Source organism: Enterococcus nangangensis, from assembly GCF_005405245.1.
GTDB classification, from domain to species: Bacteria; Bacillota; Bacilli; order Lactobacillales; family Enterococcaceae; genus Enterococcus_J; species Enterococcus_J nangangensis.
In genome coordinates this window covers 1-22,382 of record NZ_BJDR01000002.1, presented here as the reverse complement: position 1 = coordinate 22,382, position 22,382 = coordinate 1, and the positions used below count along the sequence as shown (strand labels likewise).

18 protein-coding genes are annotated in these 22,382 nt (G+C 42.3%); 14 read left to right on the top strand and 4 right to left on the bottom strand.

From position 1 onward, the window contains the following. Positions 1-13 precede the first annotated feature (13 nt). The 8 genes from FFM57_RS01225 (at position 14) to FFM57_RS01190 (ending at position 7,501) form a co-directional block, all read left to right on the top strand. Complete coding sequence (locus FFM57_RS01225; protein ID WP_137598705.1) at positions 14-871, top strand: carbohydrate ABC transporter permease; 858 nt, start codon at positions 14-16, stop codon at positions 869-871. A gap of 22 nt (positions 872-893) precedes the next feature. Continuing rightward, entirely contained in the window at positions 894-1,289 is a 396-nt protein-coding gene (locus tag FFM57_RS01220; protein WP_170999838.1) for an RDD family protein, read from the top strand. An 83-nt stretch (positions 1,290-1,372) separates the two neighbouring features. Further along, complete coding sequence (locus FFM57_RS01215; protein WP_137598704.1) at positions 1,373-2,512, top strand: glycoside hydrolase family 88/105 protein; 1,140 nt, start codon at positions 1,373-1,375, stop codon at positions 2,510-2,512. A gap of 143 nt (positions 2,513-2,655) precedes the next feature. Further along, entirely contained in the window at positions 2,656-3,174 is a 519-nt protein-coding gene (locus FFM57_RS01210) for a methylated-DNA--[protein]-cysteine S-methyltransferase (RefSeq protein ID WP_137598703.1), read from the top strand. Positions 3,175-3,377: 203 nt separating this feature from the next. Then, positions 3,378-4,742 (top strand): Nramp family divalent metal transporter, encoded by a 1,365-nt coding sequence (locus tag FFM57_RS01205; RefSeq protein WP_137598702.1) that lies wholly within the window; start codon positions 3,378-3,380, stop codon positions 4,740-4,742. A 146-nt stretch (positions 4,743-4,888) separates the two neighbouring features. Continuing rightward, positions 4,889-6,454, top strand: coding sequence for a tagaturonate epimerase family protein (locus FFM57_RS01200; RefSeq protein WP_137598701.1), 1,566 nt, complete (start codon positions 4,889-4,891; stop codon positions 6,452-6,454). A gap of 91 nt (positions 6,455-6,545) precedes the next feature. Next, positions 6,546-6,950 carry an NUDIX hydrolase gene (locus FFM57_RS01195; protein WP_170999837.1) on the top strand — a complete coding sequence of 135 codons (405 nt, stop codon included), beginning with the start codon at positions 6,546-6,548 and terminating at the stop codon, positions 6,948-6,950. An 86-nt stretch (positions 6,951-7,036) separates the two neighbouring features. After that, positions 7,037-7,501, top strand: a complete 465-nt coding sequence (locus FFM57_RS01190) for a universal stress protein (RefSeq protein ID WP_137598699.1) — start codon at positions 7,037-7,039, stop codon at positions 7,499-7,501. Between the two features lie 76 nt (positions 7,502-7,577). Here the strand turns inward: FFM57_RS01190 and FFM57_RS01185 are convergent, their stop codons facing one another. Together FFM57_RS01185 and FFM57_RS01180 are read right to left on the bottom strand one after the other, a co-directional pair. Next, a complete protein-coding gene (locus FFM57_RS01185) occupies positions 7,578-7,856 on the bottom strand; it encodes a GIY-YIG nuclease family protein (protein WP_137598698.1) in 279 nt (92 codons plus the stop codon). Next, positions 7,843-8,583 carry a tRNA1(Val) (adenine(37)-N6)-methyltransferase gene (locus FFM57_RS01180; protein WP_137598697.1) on the bottom strand — a complete coding sequence of 247 codons (741 nt, stop codon included), beginning with the start codon at positions 8,581-8,583 and terminating at the stop codon, positions 7,843-7,845. The genes FFM57_RS01185 and FFM57_RS01180 overlap by 14 nt, the downstream gene beginning before the upstream one ends. 90 nt (positions 8,584-8,673) lie before the next feature. Between FFM57_RS01180 and FFM57_RS01175 the strand changes: the two genes are divergently transcribed. From FFM57_RS01175 to FFM57_RS01155, 5 genes are all read left to right on the top strand, one after another. Beyond that, positions 8,674-9,306, top strand: coding sequence for a lysophospholipid acyltransferase family protein (locus FFM57_RS01175; protein ID WP_137598696.1), 633 nt, complete (start codon positions 8,674-8,676; stop codon positions 9,304-9,306). 128 nt (positions 9,307-9,434) lie between these two features. Next, the gene (locus tag FFM57_RS01170; RefSeq protein ID WP_137598695.1) at positions 9,435-10,553 is read left to right on the top strand and encodes an exonuclease SbcCD subunit D; all 1,119 of its coding nucleotides are present in this window, start codon (positions 9,435-9,437) and stop codon (positions 10,551-10,553) included. Further along, positions 10,554-13,652, top strand: a complete 3,099-nt coding sequence (locus FFM57_RS01165; RefSeq protein ID WP_137598694.1) for an AAA family ATPase — start codon at positions 10,554-10,556, stop codon at positions 13,650-13,652. Continuing rightward, positions 13,633-16,809: a DEAD/DEAH box helicase gene (locus FFM57_RS01160; RefSeq protein WP_137598693.1), complete on the top strand. Its 3,177-nt coding sequence runs from the start codon at positions 13,633-13,635 to the stop codon at positions 16,807-16,809. The genes FFM57_RS01165 and FFM57_RS01160 overlap by 20 nt, the downstream gene beginning before the upstream one ends. Positions 16,810-16,909: 100 nt before the next feature. After that, a complete protein-coding gene (locus tag FFM57_RS01155; protein WP_137598692.1) occupies positions 16,910-17,962 on the top strand; it encodes a competence protein CoiA in 1,053 nt (350 codons plus the stop codon). A 40-nt stretch (positions 17,963-18,002) separates the two neighbouring features. Here the strand turns inward: FFM57_RS01155 and feoB are convergent, their stop codons facing one another. Continuing rightward, positions 18,003-19,931, bottom strand: coding sequence for a ferrous iron transport protein B (gene feoB / locus FFM57_RS01150; protein WP_137598691.1), 1,929 nt, complete (start codon positions 19,929-19,931; stop codon positions 18,003-18,005). Then, entirely contained in the window at positions 19,915-20,157 is a 243-nt protein-coding gene (locus tag FFM57_RS01145; RefSeq protein WP_137598690.1) for a FeoA family protein, read from the bottom strand. Before FFM57_RS01145 ends, feoB begins: the two co-directional genes overlap by 17 nt. A 321-nt stretch (positions 20,158-20,478) precedes the next feature. On the opposite strand from FFM57_RS01145, the gene pepF reads away from it, so the two are divergent. Continuing rightward, positions 20,479-22,296: an oligoendopeptidase F gene (gene pepF, locus FFM57_RS01140; RefSeq protein WP_137598689.1), complete on the top strand. Its 1,818-nt coding sequence runs from the start codon at positions 20,479-20,481 to the stop codon at positions 22,294-22,296. Positions 22,297-22,382: the final 86 nt, after the last annotated feature.

Sequence of the window (22,382 nt, the reverse complement as noted above, 5' to 3'; positions counted from 1 at the left end):
AGGAGAATAAAAAATGGAATTAAGTAAAAACGGGCGTCGAATTAACGCCATTATCCGTTATGCGGTCCTCATCGGTGTAGGGATTATTTTGATTTACCCACTTCTTTGGATGATTGGTTCCGCCTTTAAAGAAAACCGCGACATCTTCGGAGGACTTTCAATTTTCCCACCGGCTGATCGCATCGTAACAGACAACTTTGCTTCTGCTTGGCAAATTAACTCCAACCATACGATTTGGTTTTACTTTGCTAATACTTTGAAATTCTTAGTACCAAAGACGGCTTTTACAGTAATTTCTTGTACCTTAACGGCTTACGTGGTAGCACGTAAATCCTTCAAAGGAAAGAAATTCGTCTTTACAGCGATTATCGTCACCTTATTAATGCCGGAATTAGCATTCCGGATTCCCCTTTACTTGTTGTATCGGGAAGTGGGGTTACTAGATAGTTTTGCCAGTTTGTACGTGCAAGACATCTTCGCTTCTTCTTCATTTTTCATCTTCATGATTATCCAATTCATGCGGACTGTACCGAAAACATTAGATGAAGCCGCTGTAATGGATGGTTGTAACGACTTCCAAATCTTATTTAAAATTATCGTGCCCGTCATTAAACCAATTTTAATCACCGTGGGCTTACTCTGCTTCATGTGGGGGATGAATGACTTCCAAGGTCCATTAATTTACTTGACTTCACCGGATAAAGCGACCCTTTCCTTAATCTTAAAACAACAGCTAGATGGTGAAGCGATGGTTAACTACGGTCGGGTCTTTGCGGCATCTTGTCTTGGCTTATTGCCAATGATTGCCTTATTCTTCATGGGCTCCCGTTACTTCGTTGACGGCGTAGCCAACACCGGTAGTAAAGAGTAACAACAGAAAAGAGGAAAACACCATGGTTTTTATGATGAAAAGAATTTTTGCCCAAATGATTGATTTGTTGCTAGGTTTCTTGAGTATTTTTGTCACCTTTCAGTTTATCTTACCCTTGATTGCTAAAATCACTACGAATAATGTGGTTCAAGGGATTGTCGCCTTAACAGTGATGATTCTTTTACCTTTAGCAGTTCAATATCCTTTTATGATGAACGGACAAACCATCGGCAAAGGCTTCTTTTCACTAAAAATTGTCTCCACCGATAAAGAGCGTTTGAATGTACCGGTGGCCGTGGTAGTCCAAAGAGAAATTTTGTGTAAGCTAGCTAGCTGTTACCTCATTTGTCTGCCCTTATTCGTTGGTAAACTAGGTGGACATGAAGAAGCAACACATACGAAGCTGGTGACTGGATAACTATGACTTAGGGAAACGCCGTGTCTTGTTTGGGCATTCAGTTCAGGCAGGCGTGGCGTTTTCTAATTTTAGGGAGTGACAAGATGGAAGAAATTAAAGTGTATTTTGATCAATTGATTCATCGCTCGACCCCGGAACGACCTGTTTGGAATCAAGAAGCCATTTTGGATAATCGTCCTCCGCACTGGTCCTATATCGACGGCTGCATGGCGATGGCTGCTTTGGATATGTACGAAGTGACACAGGAAGATAAATACTTCCAGTTCCTAGATGATTTCATTGATTACTACATTGCCGAAGATGGAACAATTCTCGGATACGAAAAAGAAACTTATAACGCGGACTCAATTAACGAAGGTAAAGTGTTATTTGCGTTATATGCCCAAACAAAAAAAGAAAAATATCGGAAAGCAATCGAATTACTGTACTCCCAATTGTTGGGACAACCACGGATTAAAGCGGGCAATTTCTGGCACAAATTGATTTATCCTCATCAAGTGTGGTTGGATGGTCTTTACATGATTCAACCTTTCTACGCCGCTTATGAATTGCATTTTAATGACGGCAAAAATATTCCAGATATTTTGCAGCAATTCGCTAATGTAGCTGCTTTAATGAAAGACGAAAAAACAGGCTTATTGTATCACGGCTACGACGAAGCAAAGACGATGTTTTGGGCCGACCCGGCGACCGGTTTAAGCCCGAATTTTTGGACCCGCTCCATCGGCTGGTACATGATGGCTTTAGTAGATACGATTGAACTGTTACAAAAAGATTATGCAAAAGTAATTCAACCGTTAATTCAACAGTTGCAAGACTTGACGATTCACGTTTTAAATTTCCAAGAACCACAAAGTAAATTGTTCTACCAAGTAACCGTTGCCGGGAATCAAGAAGGCAATTACTTAGAAACAAGCGGGAGCTGCGCCATTGCATACACCTTAATGAAAGGTGCCCGTTTAGGCGTTTTACCTAGCGCCGACTTTGAACGGGGTGCTGATGTCTTGCGCGGTGTCATGAAAGAGAAATTAGTAGTGAAAGACGCTGAGTTTGTTTTGAAAGATATTTGTTTAGTCGCCGGTCTAGGCGGCGGCAGTGGTAAAGGTAACTACGAAAAACGTGATGGCTCTTTTGCCTATTACATTTCCGAGCCGCGGGTCAATAACGACGCGAAAGGCATCGGACCATTAGTTTACGCTTACAGCGAATTTTTACGAAAATAAAATAAAGACAAGTTCCTTTACTTAAAGAGTACTCTTTAGGCAAAGGGACTTGTTTTTTTTTAGCAAAAGAGGGGAATAAGAAACTACTCGGACAAGGAGACTTTTGTTATAATGAGGTAACTTATGCGCAGGAGGTGGTTTCTTTGTATTACACACAAGCAACTTTTCCGGTGGGGACCTTAACTTTAGTCAGCGATGGTACCGCCTTAACCCAGCTTTTATTTCCTAATGAAGAAGAAAAAAATTTTATGAATTATCAACGCCAAGATGATTTACCCGTCTTTACTGCGACAATTTCTTGGCTTCAACATTATTTTGCAGGTGCAAAACCTGACGCGTCGGAGTTATCCTTGAAGCCTCAAGGTACGCCTTTTCAATTGGCTGTATGGGAAAAACTACGGCAGATTCCTTATGGGACGGTGACGACTTATGGCACGATTGCTGCCAGCTTGGCTGTGGAAAAAGGAATCACCAAGATGTCTAGTCGCGCTGTAGGGAATGCAGTTGGTCGCAATCCACTAGGGATTATTGTCCCTTGTCATCGCGTAGTAGGGGTGAATCATAATCTCACGGGTTTTGGCGGTGGGATTCCTTTGAAACGCCAACTGTTAGCTTTAGAAGGGTTAGATTTAACGCAATATCGTGATCCTAAAATAAAATAAATGAAGAAGGTAGTGTCTGTTGCTGGGCGCTACCTTTTATTGTATTCAAGGGTTATTTCACTAAGTTGTGAAATGATAGCGCTTTTTATGGGGAACCGAATTTTTTTTTGTGAAAATGAGGTATTAACCATTGACGATGAAATAGTTTAGGTGTATTCTTTTCTTGGATTTAGGGTAACCTAAAATCGAACGGAGGTTTAAAAATGACGAACGAAACCAATGTCAAAGAAAAAGGATTTATTCAACCCGTTCACGGAACGAGTTTAGAAGAAATTAATGGCACAATTACCGTACCCAAAGATAAAAATTTTTGGAAAAATTTAATTGCTTTTTCCGGACCGGGCGCGTTAGTGGCTGTTGGTTATATGGATCCAGGGAACTGGGTAACTTCCATCAGTGGGGGGGCCAAATACGGTTATTTACTGTTATCCGTTATTTTCGTTTCGAGCTTGATTGCCATGTTGTTGCAATATATGTCGGCGAAATTGGGTATCGTCACTCATTTAGACTTGGCACAAGCCACTAGGAAATATACCGGGAAACGGTTAGGCTTTGTCTTGTGGATAGTTACAGAATTAGCCATTATGGCTACGGATATCGCCGAAGTTATCGGGGGAGCCATTGCCTTGAACCTGCTATTTGGCATTCCACTGGTGATTGGTGTGAGCTTAACCATCTTAGATGTGTTCTTACTGCTATTCTTGATGCGTCTAGGTTTTCGAAAAATTGAAGCGATTGTTGTGACATTGATTTGTGTGATTATGCTGGTGTTTGTTTACGAAGTGGTGATTGCCCAACCTAATTTACCAGCAATGTTTAAAGGCTTTATCCCACAAAAACAAATTTTGAACCACGGTGAATTGACGATGGCCTTAGGGATTGTGGGAGCTACCGTAATGCCTCATAATTTATATTTACATTCTTCAATTTCGCAAAGCCGTAAAATTGATCGTAGTGATGAAGTAGAAGTGGCCAAAGCCGTTCGCTTTGCCAAATGGGATTCCAATATTCAATTGTCTGCTGCTTTTGTGATTAACTGTTTGCTACTGATTTTAGGAAGTGCCTTGTTCTTCGGGCGGCCTGAAGATCTTGGAACATTTTCTTCTCTTTATGATGCTTTACAAGATTCCAATATTGCTGGTGCGGTAGCTAGTCCCATTTTAAGTACATTATTTGCGGTTGCTTTACTAGCTTCTGGTCAAAACTCCACCATTACCGGGACCTTAACCGGACAAGTGGTAATGGAAGGCTTCATTCACATGCGCATTCCTACTTGGGCACGGCGCTTGATTACCCGTCTTTTATCCGTCATTCCTGTTTTCTTGTGTACCTTGTACTTTGGCGGCAACGAAACGGCCTTAGATAATTTGTTGATTTATTCCCAAGTTTTCTTAAGTGTGGCTCTACCTATTTCCATGATTCCGTTAGTCTACTTCACTAGTTCTAAAAAGATTATGGGACGTTTTAAAAATGCTTGGTGGGTATCTTCCTTAGGTTGGCTATGTACCATTGCGTTAACAGTTTTAAATATCCAGCTCATCTTTACGACCTTAGTTGATTTATTCTAAAAGTAATGAGTCTCACGAAAAAAGTGGGACTCTTTTTCTTGCACTTCCATAAAGAAAGCGTTACACTAATTGTGTAGGAAAGAGAAATTATTTTTTTTACAAGAAAATGTTCACGTGAACATTTATCGCAAATTAAAGGAGCGAATATGATGTTAAGCCAATTATTGTCAGCTGTTCACTTGATTTTAGAAAGTTCCACGACTCCGACGAACTTACCGCAAGAGATTTATTTGCCTTCCCTTCAAGTTGAGCGTCACAATGTTTATTTTATATACCGCACACCGGCTGAAAAATTTTTAGTCGTGTACGAAGATCGTTTGAAAATTCAAGACTTCCAATTGGAAGAAGTCTTAGGGGAGGGCAATCAGGCGCTTGGTTTGGCCAAACTTTCCGCGGCCAATCAAAAAGTTTTAGCTACACGTTTCCCTTGGATCTTACCCGTTAGTCGTCAAGGTTATAAATATAGCTTTGGTTTAGGTGACCGTTTAGGCAATGCCGGGAACGCTCATTTGCAATTATTTAAAGGCCGCGGTGTTTTACCGGTTTTGGCGCAACAATCGATTCGCGAATTAACTTTAACTGGGCGTACTTTTACTGAAGTCTTATTAGATGCTAGCTGGTCTGTCTTTGAAGAAGGCTATCAAGATGGCTGGGGCGCAGATGGCGACCACGTGAAGCATCCTTATGAAGTAGATTACGCCGTGCAAACGGGATACACCATGATTACGTTAGATGCTTCAGAAGTCATTCACAATGAAATTGCGGAACTTTCTGATGAAGAACTAGCAGCGCGTTTCAATCAATTAACGCCTGAATTAAAAGAATACTTCGTCAACACCTATGTGGGGCAAACTTTTGACTTAGGTCACGGGGTGAGTGTCAGCGTGACCGAAAAGGATTTACAACAATCCGTTTTAATCTTCTTTGATGCTGTGCAATTTGCCAAGAAAATTTACGACGAATTTGTCGTGCCGTACAACTTGGACTTTGAACTTTCCATGGATGAAACGATTGTACCCACAACGCCTGCGAACCATTACTTTGTCGCTAACGAATTACACCGCTTAGGTGTTACCCCAGAAACGTTAGCACCGAAATTTTATGGTGAGTTCCAAAAAGCGATTGACTACATTGGTGAGTTGCCACGCTTTGAAAAAGAATATGCTGTCCATGAAGCGATTGCCGAACATTTCAACTACCGCTTAAGTATTCATTCTGGTAGTGATAAGTTGTCCGTTTATCCCGTGATTGGGGAAGTTTCTAAGGCCCACGGATGGCATGTAAAAACGGCGGGCACCAACTGGTTAGAAGCCTTAAAAGTAATCGCCGTGAAAGATCCGGGATTATTGTGGGAAATTTATCGTTACAGCTATGAAAATATCGCAGACGTTAAGAGCTTCTACGAATTCAAAGCGACCCAAGAAACAGCGGTTAAGCCAGCCGATGTCAACGTAGCTGACGTCTTTGATTTATTGTTAGCCGATGACTCACGGCAAATTTTACACACCATGTTTGGTTCGATTTTAAATGTCAAAGAAAACTATCAATATGTCTTCCGCGATAAATTCTTTGCCATTTTATATGCCAATCAAGATTTGTATGACCACTTGTTACACTTACACATTGCTAAACACTTGGACTTGTTGCAAGGTCGCGCCAAAGACAAAGCCGAAGTTCTTGCTAAATACGCTTTTGATCCGAAAAAAGCTTAAAGTTAAAAAGTCGCCAGTACTCTTTAAAGGGGTATTGGCGGCTTTTTTGTATGGGTTGTTGTATCATAAAAAGAAAAAAGGTGGCGAGATGATGCGCAGCAGAGCAGTCCTTTATCACGCAGCAACAGAAAAAATTTTACTTATCCAGCGCGTAAAAGAGAACCGAAATTATTGGGTGGTTCCAGGTGGCGGTGCTGAAAATGGGGAAACACCTTTAGCCACCGCGGTGCGAGAAATTGAGGAAGAGCTAGCGCTGTCTTTGAAAGAAGAACAACTGCACTTGCTTTTTAAAGTGAACGCAAAAGAAGTGCAATATTACTTTTTAGCACAGGTGACAAGTTCTGTGACCCCCACCATTCATGGTGAAGAACAGGAAAAACAGTCGCCGAATAATCGCTACACGCCGCAATGGGTAATGGTTTCTGAGCTTAGAAAAATTAATTTAGTGCCTGAAGAAGCAGCTGAGAAAATTAGCGCTTATTTTAAACAGACATAAATTGTTATTTTTCTTAGTGGCAAACGGCAATTGCTTTTCAAGAAAATTATTTAGGTGTAAAGTTAAGGGAAAGAGGAGGGGTTACGATGTATGACAATAAGTACCAAAAGATTTTAGTGCCCGTAGATGGTTCCATTTTAGCGGATTTAGCTTACCAAAAAGCCAAAAATTACGCCATTGAAAATGGGGCGGAACTAGTTATTTTGTCTGCGGTGGATACGACGGGTTTTTCTTTTCATGATGTGGACTTTCAAACTGACGTCGACAACTTTGTGGAACAATCCGATCAATTCTTAGCGGATTACGCCAAAGATGCCCGCAAAGATAACATTCGCTTTAAGACACGTTCCGTGATTGGCAATCCTAAAAACGCAATTATTGAAGAGGTCAAAGAAGAAAAAGTGGACGCAATTTTTATGGGGGCTAGCGGAACCAACTCCTTAACACGTCTTTTTGTTGGCTCCACTACGGCTTATGTCATTCGCCACACCACGGTAGACGTCTTAGTTGTGAAAACCCACTTGGACAATAAGACACGACCAACTCATTAAGCCGATTAAAAAAATAAAAATAACAGCCTCACTAACAAGAGCAACGTTTTTGCTTTGTTGGTGAGGCTGTTTTTTATTATGGACAGCAATTCTCTTTTTGATGGCTTTTTAAATACGCAATTTTTTTAGCACGTGTTTGGTGTTTAAAAGCGTACTCGGCTTTTAGGGCGCTACTTTTATCGGGAAAGCTTTCGGCGTGAATCATGGTGACGGGCCGGCGCATTTTGGTGTACTTGGCACCTTTACCGGCATTATGGGTGGCCAAGCGTTTGGCTAAATCAGTGGTGAAACCGCCATAAAGAGTATCATCGCAACAGCGCAAGACGTAAAAATAGTATTCTTTAGGGCTGGCCATATAATAGCTCCTTAATCGCCGGTTGATACTGATCATGCTCATCATAAACCACGAGGGGGGGCAAAATTTTTAAGCCGTCTTCTTTGCCGTCTTTAATGGCTTCCACTAGTAAAATGTTGGCGTCTTTTTCCGCTTTAGGATAGACAAATTGAATTCGTTTGGGAGCGAGTCGGGCGGTTTTTAACGCAGCTAAGATATCTAGTAAGCGTTCCGGCCGGTGAACGAGGGCGAAGTGGCCTTTCATTTTTAAAAGTTGACTGGCACACGTTACGACCTCTTGTAAATTCGTGGTGATTTCATGGCGCGCTAATGCCAGGTGTTCATTGGGATTCGTTTTATGAAGGGGGGCACTTTTAAAATAAGGGGGATTACAAAGAACCAAATCGCAGCTTTCTTTAGGCAAAAGAGAAAAAGTTTCTTTTAAGTCTAAGTGGTGCATAGTGACTTGGTCTGCTAACTGATTTAAGGTAATGGAGCGTTGCCCCATATCGGCTAGGCGTTCTTGAATTTCAATTTGGTGAATCTTAGCCGTTGTTTTTTTTGCGATGAATAAGCCCACCGCTCCGTTACCAGCACAAAGGTCGACTACGGTGCCACGTTTAGGAATGCGGGGAAAGTTGGCTAAAAGGACAGCATCAAGGGAAAAGGAAAAGACGCTGGGACTTTGAATAATTTGAATATCATTGGCATAAAGAGCGTCTAAACGTTCGTCATCGCGTAAATTCATGGGGAACCTCCTGAAATCTTTTGCTATTTTTTCGCTTGTTTCTGTATTATAATACTTCTAGTGTATCGTTTCTAGTGAAAGGAGAATGTTATGTTCTATCGTTTTATTCGCTATGTTGCGCGGATTGTCTTATTCATCATTAATGGCCCGGCGACATATTTAGATAAAGACAAATTGCCTACTGCTGAAAATTATATTTTAGTTGCCCCCCATCGGACTTTTTGGGATCCGATTCACTTAGCGATTGGGGCTCGGCCGAAAGAATTTACTTTTATGGCTAAAGAAGAATTGTTTAAAAATCCAATTTTACGTTTTATTTTAGTTCATGCTCATGCATTTCCTGTTAAACGGGATAATCCGGGACCTTCCGCGATTAAAACGCCGGTGAAATATTTAAAAACCACTGAGATGTCTTTAATCATGTTCCCGTCTGGTACGCGGCACTCGGAAGATTTAAAAGGCGGGGTGGCGGTGATTGCTAAGATGGCTAAGGTGCGGATTGTACCCGCTGTTTATCAAGGACCTACCACGTTGAAGGACTTATTTAAGCGGCAAAAGGTAACCGTGCGTTTCGGCGATCCCATTGATATCAGCGATATTAAAAAGTTGGATAAAGAGGGGATTAAAGTCGTGGAAGAGCGGATGAATGTGGCCTTTAAACAATTGGACTATTTAACCAATCCTAACTACAAATATATTCCCACGCCTAAAAAGGAAAAATAGTTGGCGTTACTCCTTGAAATCCATGCTGGTTTCAAGGATTTTTTTGTTTTTCGGAGGGAAAAGGTTTGCTCATTTTTCCTGAAAATTTGTTATAATGGAGGGAAGGTCATACGAAGGAGGTAGCGGCGATGCGTTTTTTACATACAGCAGATTGGCATATTGGCAAACGACTGCACGGTTTTTCTTTAGCTGAAGAACAAGCGGCGGCTTTTGCTTCTTTACGGGCGATTGCTCAAGCTGAAAAAGTCGACGCAATAGTCTTGGCTGGGGATTTATACGACCGTAGTTTGCCGGCTAGTGAGAGTGTCGTCATGTTGAACCAGCAGTTGCAAATGTTAAATTTAACAGATGAACTGCCTATCTTAGGGATTTCTGGTAATCATGATTCGGCTGCCCGCTTAGGTAGCGGTGCTCCGTGGTATCAAAACCACAACTTTTTCTTATCCACGACGATTGCTGAAAGTCTAACACCTCTTGAATATCCAGAAGTGCAGTTTTATTTATTGCCCTATTTTGAAATTTTTCAAGTGCAACAGCTTTTTCCTGAAGCTAAGCTACCTGATTTAGCAGCTGCTTTTGCCCTCCTTGCGGAAAAAATGCAAGCAAGTTTTAATCCGCAAAAAAAACATGTCCTCGTAAGTCATTTTTTTGCCGCCGGTGCTAGTACTAGCGATTCAGAAACAAAAGTCCAAGTGGGAGGCTTACAGGCTATTCCCGTGGATCAGCTGGAAATTTTTGATTACGTGGCCCTGGGTCATTTACATAATCCTCAAGCGTTACAACACCCCCGCATTCGCTACAGTGGCTCATTGTTGCCTTTTTCCTTATCCGAAACAAACCAGCAAAAAGGCGTGGTGCTTGTGGACGTGACAGCTGCCGGCGTGACTTGCGAATTTGTGCCGATAGAACCTTTGCATCCGGTGGTGGAGCTGACGGCAAGCTTTGATGATTTACGCTTTAATCAGGAATATTTGCAGCATCAAGAGGATTTTGTGGGAATTTGTTTAACGGATACGAAAGTGATTCCTAATGTCATGACGGAATTGCGGAAAATTTATCCGCGGCTGTTAAAAATTGAGCGCCGACAGGCCAGTGGACAACATTTGCCGCAAGTCCAGACGCATTTTATTCAAGGCAATCCCCTGGGAGTTTTTGCAGAGTATTTTCAACAAGTAACCACCGAAAAAATGACCCCGCAGCAAGAAATGATTTTACAAAAAGCCACTAGTCAGTTGGAGGAAAAGTAAATGCGTCCTTTACAACTTCATCTTAAAAATTTTGGGCCGTACCCCACGGCCCACCTAGACTTTACCCATTTTGAAGACAGTCCACTGTTTTTAATTACTGGTAAGACTGGTAGTGGTAAAACAACACTTTTTGATGCTTTGTGCTTTGCTTTATACGGCTTTACCAGTGGTGATGTGCGCAAAGGCAAAGAGATGCGCTCCACTTTTGCCACCGCGGAAATTACCGAAGTGACCTTTTCTTTTGAACTGGGGGAGCAACGGTACGAAATTATCCGCACGCCGGAACAAATGTTGCCTAAAAAACGGGGTGAAGGATTCCGGACAGTAGGGGGCAAAGTCAGTCTGACAGCTTTTCAAGGAGCAAAACCTTGTCAACAATGGACGAAGGTCAATGAGGTGCAAAATAAAATTGAAGAGCTCCTAGGCTTAACACTGGCGCAATTTGTGCAAATTGTTTTACTACCCCAAGGGGAATTTCGCCGCTTTTTATTGGCAGATAGCAATGAAAAAGAAGAAGTCTTACGCAGTTTATTCCAAACGAATTTTTATTTGCATTTGGCCCAAAATTTAAAAGAACAATTAGCACAAGCCAATAAAAAACAACAGGACTTGGTGTTACAAGAAAAAGTCTTATGGCAACAAGTTCCGTTTCCTTTAACACCTGAAGAAGAAAACCTCGCCGTTTTAACCGCAAAAAAAACGACGATGGCGGCAGACGTTAAGCTAGCTCAGGACCAGTGGACAGTGGCTAAAGAAACAGTAACCCAAGCGCAGCAAGCTCTCGCTGCTGCTGAAGCCCAGCAAGCTAAACGGGATGAATTCACTGCCTTAAAACAGCAACAAGCAACTTTATTAGCTAAAGCGTCAGTCATGGCGGCAAAAGAAAATCAAATAAGTCAACTAAAAAAAGTTCAGCAATTGTTACCCGCCTACGAAATTTGGCAGCAAGCACTGGCTGATGAAGAGGCAATTCTCAAGCGTCAAAAGGAATTAGTTGAAGAACAAGAGCAGTTAACCGTGCAACAAGCAGCCTTAGCACAGAAAAGTGCCACACTGGCTCAACAAGCGCCCTTAAAAGAAAAATTAAGCACAGAAGTTGCACACTTACAACAATTTTTACCAGACTACCAAGAATATCAAGATTTACAACAACAGCTAACACAGTGTGAGACAGCAATAAATAAGTCAACAACGCAACAGGAACAGCAGGCTACGACGATTAACCAATTGACGACTGAACTAAAAGAGCTCGCCCGTCAACAACAGGGAGAAGCATACTTTTTACAAGAGCAAGAACTGTTGCACCAAAAAGGCCAAGCGTTGCAAATTCGCCAAGAAAATTACCGTCAAGCCCAAGCGTTGCAGGAACAACTGACGGAAGTGGCAACAACGCTGCAAGACTTCACCCAACAGTTAGCGGCAGCCGAATCCAGGTTAGCCCAAGCACAGGCTCAAGTGGAGACGACTACCCAAAGTTGGTTGCAACAAGAAATCGCCCATTTGGCTAGTTATTTAGCGCCGGGGCAACCGTGCCCCTTATGCGGTAGTTTAGAACATCCTCAGCCTCATGAAGTTGTGGAAGCTGATTACCAAGCGGCGCAAACAGCCAAAGAAGTGGCTGAAGCTTCCGCCCAACAAGCGCAAGAAAATAAGGCAACCTTGCAGGAAAAAATCATCGCTAACCAAAACTTACAAGCGACTTTAAAAGAACAACTGCAAGCAAAATTAGTCACGGCACAAACCGCCGCTGATTTTTCAACGCCACAAGTCTTAGCTGATGCACAAGTTGAATTGAAACAAGCCCAAGAAAAATTTGCTGCTAGCCAAAGTACTGCTGAAAAGTTACGTCAAAAAATGAACCAGCAACAGCAGTTGTTAACGCAGGCCGTGGCCGCTAAAGAACAACTGACGCTGGAATACCAAGCGTTACAACAAAGTCAAGTCGCCTTGGCTGCTAAATGCGACCAACTGAGTAAAATCTTACTGCCAGATTATTTAGGGGAAGCTGACTTGGCCACCGTTTTAACAACGCAGCAAACAAAATTGCAAGATTTAACCAACCAAGCTGAAAAACTACAAACTCAACAAGTCCAACTGCAAGCACAAAGCTTAACGTTAACCGGCCAACGGCAAGCTTTAGCCAATAGTTACACGCAACAACAAACGAAAGTGGCCGCCACCCATCAACAATTTCAAGCACAATTAACGCAACAGGAACTGACCGCTACGGACTTTGTAAATTGGCAAAAAGACCTTCAGCAACTGCCAATTTTAGAAAAAGAAGTCTTTGATTATCAGCAGGAACGTCAAAATTTAACGAGTCAATGTACCAAACTCGCTCAACAAATTACCACCACTGTATTGGATGTGCCGCGACTTCAGGAACAGGTGGCAAACGCTGCGCAAAACGCTCAACTATGCGAAGAAGAATACTATCACCAAAAGGCTGATTTAGATCAAGTGACACAGCTGACTAAAAAACTAACGCAACTTGCCGCTACCCACGAAGCTCAATTGACACAGCTAAAAGAGTTGGCGCAATTAGTAGAAGTAGCCAATGGCGATGGACCGTATAAGGTCAGCCTAGAGCGTTACGTTTTACGGCAAAGCTTTATCCAAGTGTTAGCCTTAGCCAATCAGCGGTTGCAATTTTTATCTGGTGGGCGTTACCAGTTATCTTTACGGGAAGAGCAGGGGAGTTATAAGAAAACTTCTGGCTTAGAATTAGATATTTATGACGATTACATTGGAGCAAACCGCCGCGTGCAAACCCTGTCTGGCGGTGAGAGCTTCCTTTGTGCCTTAGCTTTGGCTTTAGGCTTAGGCGAAATGATTCAAAATCAAACGGGGGGCATTCAGATTCAGCTCCTTTTAATTGATGAGGGCTTCGGTTCTTTAGACGAAGATGCCCTCCAGATGGCGATTACTTCTTTAGAAACTATTGAAGGCCAAGGCCGGTTAATCGGGATTATTTCCCACGTTAAAGAGTTACAAGAAAATATTCCAGCGCAACTACAAGTGCTTGAAAACGGCAATGGCCAGAGTCGCTTGCGCTACGCTCAACAAGGAGGGTACCAACATGAAGTGGAGTATTCCTGAAAGAATTATTGATAAAGGTCGCAAATACGTCGCTGAAGAGCGGGTTCTTTCCGTCGAGGCGGACTATGACCACCAATTGTGGCATGCGCAAGTGATGGGCCACGAGCTCTACTTAGTGGATTTAGATGGCACCGCCAAAGAAGCCGACACCTGTCAGTGTTTGTTTTGGCAAGAAAAAGGCTATTGCAAGCACACGGTGGCGGTAGAACTCTATTTGCGCCAACTAGGTTTGAAACGGATTATGGACGGACAAGTGCAAAATAAAATTCCTACGCAAAAAAAGACGTCTTTTAGCACCTTGTTCACGCAAGGTTTAGTGGAGAGCATGCCCAAAGAAGGTTTAGTGACGCCAGAACCTTTGACTTTGCAATTTCAAATTGAAAAGCTTGCCACCAATCCGTATCATCCAGAACGGGACTTTCTCGGCTTAAGTTTAAAGATAGGTTATCCGGACCAAAGGCTTTATGTGGTGAAAAATATCGGGGAGTTCTTGCACAACGTGGAATTAGGGAGCCATTATGTGGTGAATCAACAGTATACTTTTTATTTAGCACCGGAAAATTTTTTAGCCACCGACTACGCGTTATTGCAGCACTTAAAAGAAATTGATGAATCCCAGCAAATGCTTTTTCAAGGAGGTTTTGCCCCTAAAGGCAAAGTGGATAAAAAATATTTAATCTTGCCTAACCACGGCGTGCAAGACTTGTTAGGCGAAATTTTCCAAAGCAAGCACGGTTTATTGCTTTTAGATGGGCGTTTTGAAGCGATTACCTTTAAAGAAGGACTACCCTTAAGTGGCCAAATTCAACCAGCCGAAGAAGGTTTTTCCTTACGCTTAACCGATCCTTTAACCAGTTACTTTGCCTATTACCATTTTGGTTTTGCTGACGGGACGTTTTACCTAGCTAACCACCTGCAAGAAGCTCTGTACTTAACGTATCAACAGCTGATGAAGCGCCTTGACGACGAGGAGATTTTTTATCCTTTAGGGGAAGCTTCCCAATTATTTGCGCAAGTGTTGCCTGTCTTAAATCAAATTGGTACCGTGACGATTGCGGCTAGTTTAAAAGATCAACTGTTAATTGCCCCTTTACAGACGCGCTTTCATTTTCGGCGGGGTAACGAAAAAATTTTACTGCGGGTCGACTTTAAGTATGGCGATGTGATATTTTCGACGGACGCGAAAAAAAGTGTCGCCAGTTCTTTACCGGTGATTCGCCAAATTAATCAAGAAGAAAAAGTTTTGCGGCAAGTCCAACAACTGGGCTTTAAGAAAAATCTTCAAGGCTATGAAAAAACGTTGCCGCAAGGGGCTGGTTTGTTCCGCTTCTTTAAAGAGGAACTGCCCCGCTTGCAAAAATTTGGCAAAGTTTTGATGGGCTCACAGCTCCGCTCTTTATTTGTCAACCAAGGCGCGCCACAATTGACGGTAACGCGGGAAGCCGATTCTTGGCTAGCGGTCCATTTTGATATTACGGGGATTCCCCAAGGAGAAGTTGCCCAAGTTGTTCAAGCCATTTTAAAAAATGAAAATTACTACGCGGCACAAGATGGGCGCATCTTAGATTTGGAAGATGAAGTTTTTCAGGAAACCGCTAAGACGTTACAAAAATTACGAGGGAAATGGCAAAAGTCCGGCGCTTTAAAAATTGCCAACTACCAAGGGTTAAAATTAGCCAACGACTTAGCTGGCGTAGCTCCCATTGAACAAGAAGAAAATTTCCAAGAATTAGTCCAGCACTTAACGCATCCGCAAGAGTTTGCCGTAACTTTGCCACAAGGATTACACGCAACTTTACGGGATTATCAGCTGAAAGGGTTCCAGTGGTTGAAAATGTTAGGGCATTATCAACTGGCGGGGATTTTAGCCGATGAAATGGGGCTAGGGAAAACAATTCAAGCCATCACCTACATCTTGTCAGAAATTGCTGAAGGACACTTCACCGCGCCAACTTTAATCGTGGCACCAGCTTCGTTAACTTATAATTGGCAAAGCGAGTTGCAAAAATTTGCCCCCAGCTTAAAAGTTGGTATGGTGGTGGGCTTTAAAGAAGAGCGGGATAAAGTTTTGCTGCATGCTAGTGATTACGATGTCTTAATTACGTCCTATGCTAGCTTGCGCCAAGATGAAGTCAGTTACCACCAAGAAAAATTCAGTTGTCTTTTCTTAGACGAAGCGCAAATGGTCAAAAATTCGGCTACCAAAACTGCCCAAGCTTTACGAAAACTAGAAATTCCCCAACGCTTTGCTTTAAGTGGGACGCCGATTGAAAATAATTTAAATGAATTGTGGTCGCTTTTTGCCATTATTATGCCTGGCTTTTTCCCGAAAAAACAAGACTTCAAGCAATTGGAAGTGGCCACCATCAGTAAAATGATTCAGCCCTTCGTCTTACGACGAGAAAAACGCGAAGTCCTAAAAGAGTTACCAGAAAAAATCGAAACCAATCTTTACAGTACCTTGCTGGAAGAACAAAAAACCTTGTATCTGGCTTACTTATCGCAAATGCAAGATCAAGTTTCGCAAATGGATCAAGCGGCCTTTGCCAAAAATCGCTTGAGTATTTTAGCGGGGTTAACGCGCTTGCGGCAAATTTGCTGTGATCCGCGAATGTTTATGGAAGATTATCAAGGGGGCTCCGGTAAACTGGAGCAGCTGAAAGAATTTTTAGTGAACGCTAAAGAAAATAAGCGCCGCGTTTTAGTCTTTTCACAATTCACGAAAATGTTAACCTTGATTGAAGAAGAATTGACGGGTCTAGGTCTAACGAACTTCTATTTGCGAGGGTCAACGCCGCCGAAAGACCGGATTATCATGGTGAACGCCTTTAACGAGGGCCAAGGGGATGTCTTCTTGATTTCCTTAAAAGCCGGCGGGACGGGTTTGAATTTAACGGGTGCCGATACGGTGGTCTTATACGATTTATGGTGGAATCCCGCAGTCGAAGAGCAAGCAGCCGGACGGGCCCACCGCATTGGTCAGAAAAAAGTCGTGGAAGTTTGGCGGATGATTGCTAAAGGGACCGTGGAAGAAAAAATGGATGCTTTGCAAAATGAAAAGAAAGCTCTCTTTGAAGAAGTGCTAGCGGGTAATCAACAACAAGCTAGCAAGCTAACAGAAGCGGATATCCGAGAAATTTTATCCCTAGGAGAGTAAGTAGTAAAAGCTCACTCATTAAAAAATGAGTGAGCTTTTTTGCGCATCAATGGTCGGTGATAAATGATTTTTCTGCGTATCTTTTTCTGAGGTGAAGAAAATGTATTACGCAAAAACGAAAAAGGGCGAATTAATCTTTAGTTTGAAATGGCCAAAACAAGTAGCTGGCGATGAAAAATTTTTCTGTGTCACCTGTGGGGCCCCAGTGCAATTAAAAACGTCCACCACTGGGAAAAAATTTTTCGCCCATCGTAGTCAAAAATTTGCCCACGGGGAGACTCCTGAACATCAAGCGGGAAAAAATTTTTTCTTAGGCTGGGGCCAGCAACAAGAAATTCCCGTCTTACCGGAAATTTCTTTAGCTGCCGATGCGCGGCGGGGGGATCTCTATTTGCCCCATGAAGAAAAAGTATTGGAAATTCAATGTTCCCCCATGAGTCAAGGGGAGTTAAAGCAAAGAATGGCTAGTTATCAGCAGCATAACATTCAGGTCCAATGGATTTTAGGGCAGCGCTACTTAAGGCGTCAACGCTTAGGAAACAGTCGCGTTTTTTTACAGTATCAAAGACAATTAGGCTTTTATCTCTTGCGCTGGGTGTGGGGAGAACTTTTTCTTTATTATCAAATCCACGAAGTCCGGGGCAAACTGCGCTATCAGCGAAAAAAAATTGCCCCGACATGTCCCTTTTTGCAGCTTTTTACGCCAGAAAAGTTGGTAGTGCCACCATCCCCATTCCGGAAAATTTCCCCCAATTTAATACAGCAACAAGAGCTTTACCGTCAACAAAGATTAGCTTTGAAAGACCGACGCTACTTACAAGAACAAGGACTGCTCTACACGCAAGGCTTAAGTTTTGCAACGTTACCTCAACATTTAAAATACTTAACGGTGGTGAATCCGCCTTATTTAGTGGGGAGCGGGACTATTTTTCATTGGCAGCTTTTACAATTAGTCGGGGGAAAGACGTTCACCTGGGAAAAACTTTTTCAGTTATGGCAGCCGTACTTTATTAAAAATCAATGGTGCCAAGGCATGCCATTAATCACTCCGGGAGCATTATGGCAAAGTTATTGCCGTCACACCTTACCGCTGCTGAAACAGTTAAAACTTTGTCAGTATGACGAAGAGACAATAACCTTTTTTAAAATTTAAAAAATGCACCAGTCCCTCAAAGACCGGCGCATTTTTATTTTTAAACGAGATGAAAGAGGTGAGCAATTAGTGTCGTACACATGGTCATGACTACTCCGATGGCCGTTGGGATGATGAAAGAAGCGAAGGTCCATTTGGCACTCCCCGATTCTTTTTTGATGGTGAGCATCGTCGTACCACAAGGCCAATGGAAGAGGGTAAACAAGATAACATTCAGTGCCGTCAACCAGGTCCAACCGTTATCCACCAAAAGCGTTTTTAATTGGGCCAGAGAATCGTAATCAACAATGGTATTGGTGGCTAGATAGCCCATCAGCATACAAGGAATTACAATTTCATTAGCTGGAAAGCCGAGAATAAAGGCCATGAGAATCACGCCATCTAGCCCCATTAAATGAGCAAAAGGGTCTAAAAAAGTAGTGATGTGGTGGAGTAAAGAGACATCGCCAATATTAATGTTGGCAAAAAGCCAAATCACGACCCCAACTGGTGCGGAAACCGTAATAGCGCGGCCTAAGACGAAAATCGTCCGATCTAAAATCGAACGCACTAAAACTTGTCCGACGCGCGGTTTACGATAGGGAGGTAACTCCAAGGTAAAGGAAGAGGGAATCCCGGATAAAACAGTTTTTGAAAGGACGCGGGAAATGATCATCGTCATGAAAACGCCCAATAAAATTGCTGCCGTTAAAAAGATGGCCGAGAAAATAGAATTGCCAAAGCCCACGCCGCTCCCCACAAAAAATAAGGTAATCACGGTAATTAAAATCGGAAAGCGTCCGTTACAAGGAACAAAGTTATTTGTAATAATAGCAATCAAGCGTTCCCGCGGCGAATCAATAATCCGCGTGCCGGTTACGCCAGCAGCATTACAGCCAAAGCCCATACACATACTCAAGGCTTGCTTACCACAAGCACCGGCTTTTTGAAACGCGTGGTCCATATTAAAGGCCACCCGTGGCAAGTAACCGAAGTCTTCCAATAAAGTAAAGATGGGGAAAAAGATGGCCATCGGAGGTAGCATAACGGCGATTACCCAAGCAACAACTTTATAGACGCCTTCGATTAACAAACCTTGCAACCAGGCCGGCCAATGTCCGGCCGTCGTCCAAGCCATTAACTTGTCTTGAAAGCCAAATAAAAGATTCGCTAACATGTCAGAAGGAGCATTAGCCCCTTCAATGGTGAACCAGAAAACTAATAGCAGCATTAAAATCATAATGGGAATCCCAGTTAATTTGCTGGTGAAAAGTTTGTCCAGTTTGCGATCTGTTTTATCGTATTCTGTTTTGCTATAAGTGGTGACATCAGCGGCAATTACCGCAGCACGATCAATTAAAGCAGCAACTTTTTCTTCTTCATTGTCGTGAACCATTGCTTTTAATTGTTGGAACATGGTGGGATTCGTGGCTAAAGTGCCTTCCGTGATGCCTTTGACGGCCGCCATCAGCTCATCAATGCCTTCTTCATAAGTGGCTGAAGTCCCGACAACGGGTACTCCTAAGAGAAAAGCTAATTTTTTTAAGTCGATGGTGATCTGTTTGCGCTTTGCTTCATCTAATAAGTTGACACACACCACGACTTTTTTCGTTAACAACATAATTTGTAAAACAAGATTTAAATTGCGCTCTAAGGATGTGGCATCACACACCACGACGACTCCTTCTGCATCCTGGGATAAAATAAAATCTCGCGCGACTTCTTCTTCTGCTGAGTGGGCCATTAAAGAATAGGTTCCCGGTAAATCTACTAAGACATAATTTTTATTTTGAAACTCACGATTCCCTTGAGCGATGCCTACCGTTTTACCGGGCCAGTTGCCAGTATGTTGTCGCAAGCCTGTTAAAGAATTAAACAGCGTGCTCTTCCCCACGTTAGGATTGCCGGCAAAGGCCACTACGACGTCGCCGGGATTTTTTTTCACTACTGTTAGACTAGCTAACTTACTAGCGTCAATTACTTGTTCCATGATGCGCCTCCTGAAGTTCAATACCTAATGCTTCTTTTTTACGAATCGCAAAAATGGTCCCACGAATGCGGTAAGCCATCGGATCACCACTAGGGCTAGCTTGAACAGCTTCCACCTTCGTTCCTTTAGTAAAGCCGAGATCCCACAAGCGGCGCGTCATCTCTGCATCTAAATGCAAAGCGGCAATAATCCCGGTTTCCCCAACCTTTAATTCAGCCAAGTGCATGTTGCTCCTCCTTTAGAAAAATATTTTTTTCACATATAATTTTAGGTTAACCTAACTTAAATCCATTGTATGCCTAGAAAAGGAAATTGACAAGCCTATTTTTACGGAAAATAATTTTTATTGCCGCAAGAAACCTACACGAGCAGTCGTGAATTGTTGATCAATTATTGGCGAGAAGCTAGCGGATAAAAAAATTTAGTAAGACGTGGAGAAATATTTTGCGGAAAGTTTTTAGAAAAATCGCAAAATTTAGCAGGAAAGGTTGTTTCACCAATAAAATATGTTAAGATAGTCTCAACATTGAAAAAAGGAGCGATTCATGTGACTGAAACGAAACAATTACCAAAACGTGATGAGTTAGACCCTAAAGTAACCTGGGATTTAACCCCAATCTTTAAAGACGATGCGGCTTTTGAAGCGGCTTTTACGGCTTTTCAAACAAAAATTCCAGAATTGGCTAAATTACAAGGAACCTTAAAAAATGGGGGGACTGCTTTACTAAACGCTGTGGAAACCATTTTAGCAGCCTATCGCCAGCTAGAAGTTTTATATGTCTATTCCCATTTAAAAAATGATCAAGATACTAAAAACACTAAGTACCAAGGATTAAACGCTAAAGCGACGAACTTATTATCCCAAACGAGTGCGGCGACTGCGTGGTTAGAACCAGAAATTTTAACCTTAAGCGATGAAACCATCGAAAAATATTTTGCCGAAACCCCAGCATTAGCTTTGTATCGTCATTTCATCAACAACGTGACGGCTGACCGAGCCCACACTTTACCAGCCGAACAAGAAGCTTTACTAGCCGGCGCTTCAGAAATTTTTGATGCCAGTGCCAAAACTTTTAGCATTTTAAACAATGCTGACTTTAAATTCCCAGTCGTCGCAGACGAAAAAGGCGAAAAAGTACAATTGAGCCACGGCGTTTACGGTCAATTGTTAGAAAGTACAAATCGCAAAGTGCGTAAAGACGCTTTTAAAGAACTTTACACGGTCTATGATCAATTCCAAAATACGTTAGCGCAAACTTTAGTAAGTCATGCTAAGATGCATAACTACAAAGCCAAAATCCGTCATTTTGACTCTGCACGGCAAGCGGCCTTAAACAGCAATCATATTCCAGAAAGTGTTTACGATACTTTAGTGGCAGAAGTCCATCAACATTTGCCATTGCTCCATCGTTATGTAGCCTTACGGAAAAAATTATTAGGCGTCGACGAACTACACACCTATGATTTATACACGCCACTTTTAGGGGAAGCGCCAATTAAATTTAGCTATGAAGAAGCTAGCGAAAAAGCATTGGCTGCTTTACAAGTGATGGGGGATGATTATCTTGCCCATGTCAAAGAAGCTTTCAATTCCCGGTGGATTGATGTGGTAGAAAATGAAGGCAAACGCTCTGGTGCGTACTCTTCTGGCTGCTACGATACGAATCCGTACATCTTAATGAACTGGCACGATAGCTTGGATCAACTGTATACGTTAGTCCATGAAATGGGCCACAGCATTCATAGCTACTACACTCGTCACAATCAACCTTACGTTTATGGCGACTACACGATTTTCCTAGCAGAAATTGCTTCCACGACGAACGAAAATATTTTAACAGAATATTTATTAGCCACGGAAAAAGATCCTAAAGTGCGGGCCTTCATCTTGAACCACTACTTAGATGGCTTTAAAGGGACCGTCTTCAGACAAACACAATTTGCCGAATTCGAACACTTCTTGCACACGGAAGACGCTAAAGGCACGCCATTAACTAGCGATGTTTTAAGTAAATTCTACGGCGATTTAAACGCAGAATTTTACGGTCCTGACTTAGTACGGGATCCAGAAATTGCTTTAGAATGGTCGCGGATTCCCCATTTTTACTACAATTACTACGTTTATCAATACTCAACTGGTTTTTCCGCTGCTGCTGCTTTATCGAAGAAAATTTGGAATCAAGAAGAGGGCGCTTTAGACCACTACTTAAATTATTTGAAAGCCGGTAATTCTGATTTCCCAATTGAAGTCATGAAAAAAGCAGGCGTCGATATGACAAAACCTGATTACTTGCGGGAAGCTTTTAAAGTCTTTGAAGCCCGCTTAAACGAACTAGAAAGTCTAGTGGAACAATTAAAAGACTAAAAATGAAAGAGAGGCTGTGACATAACTGCCTCCAAAACAAAATAAAATCCACAGAAATTGAAAAATCATTGAGATTTTCATTTTCC

Bases quoted from the DNA above. Each gene is read 5' to 3' on its own strand.
- FFM57_RS01175 (WP_137598696.1), top strand. From the start codon at position 8,674: ATGTTCTATCGTTTTATTCGCTATGTTGCGCGGATTGTCTTATTCATC.
- FFM57_RS01200 (WP_137598701.1), top strand. From the start codon at position 4,889: ATGATGTTAAGCCAATTATTGTCAGCTGTTCACTTGATTTTAGAAAGT.
- FFM57_RS01165 (WP_137598694.1), top strand. From the start codon at position 10,554: ATGCGTCCTTTACAACTTCATCTTAAAAATTTTGGGCCGTACCCCACG.
- FFM57_RS01215 (WP_137598704.1), top strand. From the start codon at position 1,373: ATGGAAGAAATTAAAGTGTATTTTGATCAATTGATTCATCGCTCGACC.
- FFM57_RS01220 (WP_170999838.1), top strand. From the start codon at position 894: ATGGTTTTTATGATGAAAAGAATTTTTGCCCAAATGATTGATTTGTTG.
- FFM57_RS01225 (WP_137598705.1), top strand. From the start codon at position 14: ATGGAATTAAGTAAAAACGGGCGTCGAATTAACGCCATTATCCGTTAT.
- feoB (WP_137598691.1), bottom strand. From the start codon at position 19,931: ATGGAACAAGTAATTGACGCTAGTAAGTTAGCTAGTCTAACAGTAGTG.
- FFM57_RS01145 (WP_137598690.1), bottom strand. From the start codon at position 20,157: ATGCACTTGGCTGAATTAAAGGTTGGGGAAACCGGGATTATTGCCGCT.
- FFM57_RS01185 (WP_137598698.1), bottom strand. From the start codon at position 7,856: ATGGCCAGCCCTAAAGAATACTATTTTTACGTCTTGCGCTGTTGCGAT.
- FFM57_RS01155 (WP_137598692.1), top strand. From the start codon at position 16,910: ATGTATTACGCAAAAACGAAAAAGGGCGAATTAATCTTTAGTTTGAAA.
- FFM57_RS01160 (WP_137598693.1), top strand. From the start codon at position 13,633: ATGAAGTGGAGTATTCCTGAAAGAATTATTGATAAAGGTCGCAAATAC.
- FFM57_RS01180 (WP_137598697.1), bottom strand. From the start codon at position 8,583: ATGAATTTACGCGATGACGAACGTTTAGACGCTCTTTATGCCAATGAT.
- FFM57_RS01190 (WP_137598699.1), top strand. From the start codon at position 7,037: ATGTATGACAATAAGTACCAAAAGATTTTAGTGCCCGTAGATGGTTCC.
- FFM57_RS01195 (WP_170999837.1), top strand. From the start codon at position 6,546: ATGCGCAGCAGAGCAGTCCTTTATCACGCAGCAACAGAAAAAATTTTA.
- FFM57_RS01170 (WP_137598695.1), top strand. From the start codon at position 9,435: ATGCGTTTTTTACATACAGCAGATTGGCATATTGGCAAACGACTGCAC.
- FFM57_RS01205 (WP_137598702.1), top strand. From the start codon at position 3,378: ATGACGAACGAAACCAATGTCAAAGAAAAAGGATTTATTCAACCCGTT.